Source organism: Candidatus Obscuribacterales bacterium, from assembly GCA_036703605.1.
Taxonomy (GTDB): Bacteria; Cyanobacteriota; Cyanobacteriia; order RECH01; family RECH01; genus RECH01.
In genome coordinates this window covers 1-4,215 of the sequence record DATNRH010000931.1, presented here as the reverse complement: position 1 = coordinate 4,215, position 4,215 = coordinate 1, and the positions used below count along the sequence as shown (strand labels likewise).

The following is a 4,215-nucleotide window of genomic DNA, read 5'->3' as shown; positions in this document are numbered from 1 at the left end:
CCTGTTCTGCCTGGGCGACGAGTTGACCGCAAGCATCCCAGGTGCCAGCAAGGAACATCTGACGCACGCCTTCACCGATGGTAATCGCCATGGATTGATCCCCGTAGCTGGCGGTCAGGTTGGTCAAATCGACGGTCACGGCAAGCTGGGGATCAGCAGCGATCGCTTCCTGCAAACGGGTGACATCATCGGACGCAGCGGTGACACAGGGGATGCCCATGGCCACGCAGTTGCCAAAGAAAATTTCTGCAAAGCTTTCACCAATCAGCGCTTGAATGCCCCACTTGGCTAGCGCCTGGGGAGCATGTTCCCGCGACGAACCGCAGCCGAAGTTGCGATTGACCACCAGCACCGTGGCTCCTTGGTAAACATCTTGGTCGAAGGCATGTTGACCGTTCAACTGTTGGCGATCGTCTTCAAAGGCGTGGGCTCCGAGACCATCGAAGGTGACGCAGCGCAAGAAGCGGGCGGGAATGATCCGATCGGTATCAATATCGTTACCGGTGAGGGGCAGGGCGCGGCCGGTGTGGGTTTGGACAATAGTCATGGGTATCTCCAAGGGATAAATGTGGGAATACAAGCTGGGATCAAGACTGGACAGTCTCTACAGGACGCTGCGCACATCGGTGACATGGCCAGCGATCGCTGCCGCTGCCACCATCGCCGGACTCATCAAGAGCGTGCGTCCTGAGGATGATCCCTGCCGTCCTTTAAAGTTGCGGTTGGAGGAGGAGGCGCTAATTTGGGATCCCTGGAGCTTATCGGGGTTCATAGCCAAACACATCGAACAACCCGGTTCGCGCCATTCAAACCCCGCATTCACAAACACATCATGGAGACCTTCTGCCTCCGCCTGTTGCTTCACCCGCTCCGATCCGGGGACAACAAAGGCCTTGACCGTAGAAGCCACTCGCTTGCCCTTAGCCACCTTGGCCGCTTCCCGCAGGTCTTCGATGCGGCCGTTGGTGCAACTACCGATGAAGCAGACGTCGATGGCCGTGCCCTGAATTGGGCTACCGGGCTGCAGCTTCATGTATTGGTATGCTTCTTGAGCGATCGCCCGTTCGTCTTCCGGCATGGTGTCCGGCGTGGGGATCGGTTCGCTGACGCCAATCCCTTGCCCTGGCGTGATCCCCCAGGTGACCGTCGGTTCAATATCCGCCGCATCGAAAATCACTACATCGTCATACTGGGCATTGGCATCACTGCGCAGACTGTTCCACCAGGCCACGGCTTGATCCCAGGCATCGCCCTTGGGGGCAAAGTCCCGCCCCTTGAGGTAGTCGTAGGTCGTCTGATCAGGATTGATGTAGCCGCAGCGAGCGCCGCCTTCAATGGCCATGTTGCACACGGTCATGCGCTCTTCCATAGACATCTGTTCAAAGGTGGTGCCAGCATATTCGTAGGCATAGCCCACCCCGCCCTTGACGCCAAGCTTACGGATGATGTGGAGAATTACATCCTTGGCATAGACCCCCGGATTGAGGGTGCCGTTGACTTCCACCCGCCGCACCTTCAGCTTCGACAGAGCCAGGGTTTGGGAGGCCAACACATCCCGCACTTGACTGGTACCAATACCAAAGGCGATCGCCCCGAAAGCTCCGTGGGTGGAGGTGTGGCTATCTCCACAGGCAATGGTCATGCCGGGCTGGGTCAACCCCTGCTCTGGAGCAATCACATGGACGATGCCCTGGTTGCCGGACTTGACGTTGTAGAAAGTGATGCCGTTATCGGTGGCGTTGCGCTCGATGGCCTGCATCATCTCTTCGGCCAAGGTGTCTACGAAGGGACGGGCTTGGTTTTCCGTGGGGACGATGTGATCCACGGTGGCGACGGTGCGATCGGGGAAGAGAACCTTGAGACCGCGATCGCGCAGCATGGCGAACGCTTGGGGACTGGTAACCTCGTGGATCAGGTGCAGTCCAATAAAAAGCTGTGTTTGACCGGAGGGCAAGGTGCCCACAGTATGTAAGTCCCAAACGTTATCGAAGAGAGTGCCTGCGCTCATGGCGATCGTCCTCTGAAGTGTCTATATCGGCGTACTTTCTACCCTAGAAGCGAATCCTAGAGATGTCCAATATATAGTTAGGGCACTATTAATATATAAAACGTATGAGTCCTGCTCCAGCCAGATCATCTCCAGCCAGACCATGATTGAATTTCGACATCTGCGCTATTTCGTCGCCGTGGCGGAAGAGCTACACTTTGGGCGCGCCGCCGAGCGCCTGCACATGGCCCAGCCACCCCTGAGTCAGCAAATCCGCCAGCTTGAGGAGCAGCTTGGCTTTCAGTTGTTTCATCGCACCAAGCGCCGGGTGACGCTCACCGAGGCGGGGCAAGTGTTTTTGGAGCACAGTCAGGATTTGCTGCAGCAGCTTGAGCGGGCGGTGGAATCGGGGCGTCAGGCCAGCCGTGGGGAAGTGGGGCAGTTGGCGATCGGCTTTGTGAGTTCTGCCACCTACAACGTACTGCCGATGATTCTGCATGAATTTCGCGATCGCTTCCCCCAAGTCAACCTCACGCTGCGGGAACTGACGACGGATCAACAGGTGCGCTGGCTGGCGGAAAATCGTCTCGACGTCGGCTTCATTCGCCCGCCCATCGACGATGCTCAGCTTAAAACCCAGGTGATTTTGCAGGAACCGCTGGTGGTGGCTCTGCCGGTTCATCATCCCCTCGCTGCTCTAGAGGCCATCCCCCTAAAATCCCTGGCGGGGGAATCGTTTATTCTCTTTCCCCGCCGCCTAGCTCCCGGTCTGTATGACCAAGTGATTAGCCTCTGCCAATCAGCGGACTTTAGCCCCAAGGTGGTTCAAGAAGCCATCCAAATGCAGACCATTGTCAGCCTGGTGGCCGCCAGGATGGGCGTGGCGATCGTACCCATATCCATCCAGCATTTGGGGCGCACCGGCGTGGTCTATCGCCCCCTGCAAGAAGCAACACCCCAGGCAGCGATCGCCCTCCTCTGGCATCCAGACAAACTCACCCCCGTCAGCCAGCAGTTCCTAGATATGGTGCACCGGTTGACCCACTAATCTCCAGACGATCCCGTTCCATAGATCGGCAAATCTAGGGTGATCTCTGTGCCACCCTGGGGCGTTGATACTAGACCAATATGACCGCGATGTTGATGCACAATGGTTTGGTAACTGACGGTGAGCCCCAGACCTGTACCGCGCCCCACATCTTTGGTGGTGAAAAAGGGATCAAAGATACGGGTTTGGTGTTCTGGCGCAATGCCCGGGCCGTTATCAGCGATCGCAATCCGCATCCAGGTCTGGCGGGTTTCGCAATCGACATAAAGCGCCGTGGTGATGTCAATAAACTTGGGGTGGTGGTCAGGCAGATCGGCCAAGGCATCTAGGGCATTACCGACAATGTTTACGAACACTTGATTGAGCAATTGGGGATAGCATTCTACCCAAGGCAAGTCGCTATAGTGCCGGCGCACCGTCACATCCAGGGGGATCTGGCTTTTGAGGATATCCAACGCGGTATCGAGACTATCGTGCAGGTCGGCCAGCTTCCATTCCGCTTCATCCAAGCGAGCAAACCGCCGCAGGGAAAGGACAATCTGACGAATGCGCTCCGCCCCAGTTTGCATCGACCGCAGGGTGTCGGGTAGATCTCGCAGCAGAAAATCGAGGTCGAGGTCGTCGATCAGCGATCGCAACTCTTCATCCTCAGGGGTGCGATCGCGGTAAAGCTGCACCAGTTGCATCAATCCCTCCACATACTTTTCCACGTGGGGAATGTTGCCGTAGATGAAGCTCACCGGGTTATTGATCTCATGGGCCACCCCCGCCACCATCCGCCCTAGGCTAGACATTTTCTCACTTTGGATGAGCTGGGCCTGGGTATGCTGCAGATCCAACAACGTCTGGCTAAGCTGCTGAGCCTGAGCGCGACTGGTTTCAGCCTGCTGCTGCACCTGGGTGTAGAGATAGGCCTGCTGAATGGAAATCGCTAGTTGATCCGCCACCGCCTGGGCCAGTTCTTGGTCGTCTTTGGACCAATAGCGCACATGGCTGCACTGGTTGATATACAAAATGGCGTGGAGGCGCTCCTTGGTTTGCACCGGCACCATCAGGGCCGAGCGAATCTGAGCTGTCTGATATTCGAGGTTGCAATCTCCAATGCGGGGATCCTGAGAGACATCAGTGATCACCACCCGCTGCCGATGTTCGGTCACCCAGCGGGTAATGGGCCCGTTGG

The 4,215-nt window shown here is 57.1% G+C and carries 4 protein-coding genes; 1 reads left to right on the top strand and 3 read right to left on the bottom strand.

Annotated features, from left to right (window positions below; genetic code table 11):
- Together leuD and leuC are read right to left on the bottom strand one after the other, a co-directional pair.
- The coding region (leuD, locus tag V6D20_19140) for a 3-isopropylmalate dehydratase small subunit (protein ID HEY9817897.1) at window positions 1-547 on the bottom strand (547 nt) is incomplete at its 3' end.
- 57 nt (window positions 548-604) lie between these two features.
- The gene (gene leuC / locus V6D20_19135) at window positions 605-2,008 is read right to left on the bottom strand and encodes a 3-isopropylmalate dehydratase large subunit (GenBank protein ID HEY9817896.1); all 1,404 of its coding nucleotides are present in this window, start codon (window positions 2,006-2,008) and stop codon (window positions 605-607) included.
- 142 nt (window positions 2,009-2,150) lie between these two features.
- On the opposite strand from leuC, the gene V6D20_19130 reads away from it, so the two are divergent.
- A complete protein-coding gene (locus V6D20_19130; GenBank protein HEY9817895.1) occupies window positions 2,151-3,035 on the top strand; it encodes a LysR family transcriptional regulator in 885 nt (294 codons plus the stop codon).
- On the opposite strand, the gene V6D20_19125 is transcribed toward V6D20_19130, so the two are convergent.
- Window positions 3,032-4,215, bottom strand: a 1,184-nt coding sequence (locus tag V6D20_19125; protein HEY9817894.1) for an ATP-binding protein, incomplete at its 5' end; no start/stop codon positions are given. The genes V6D20_19130 and V6D20_19125 overlap by 4 nt on opposite strands.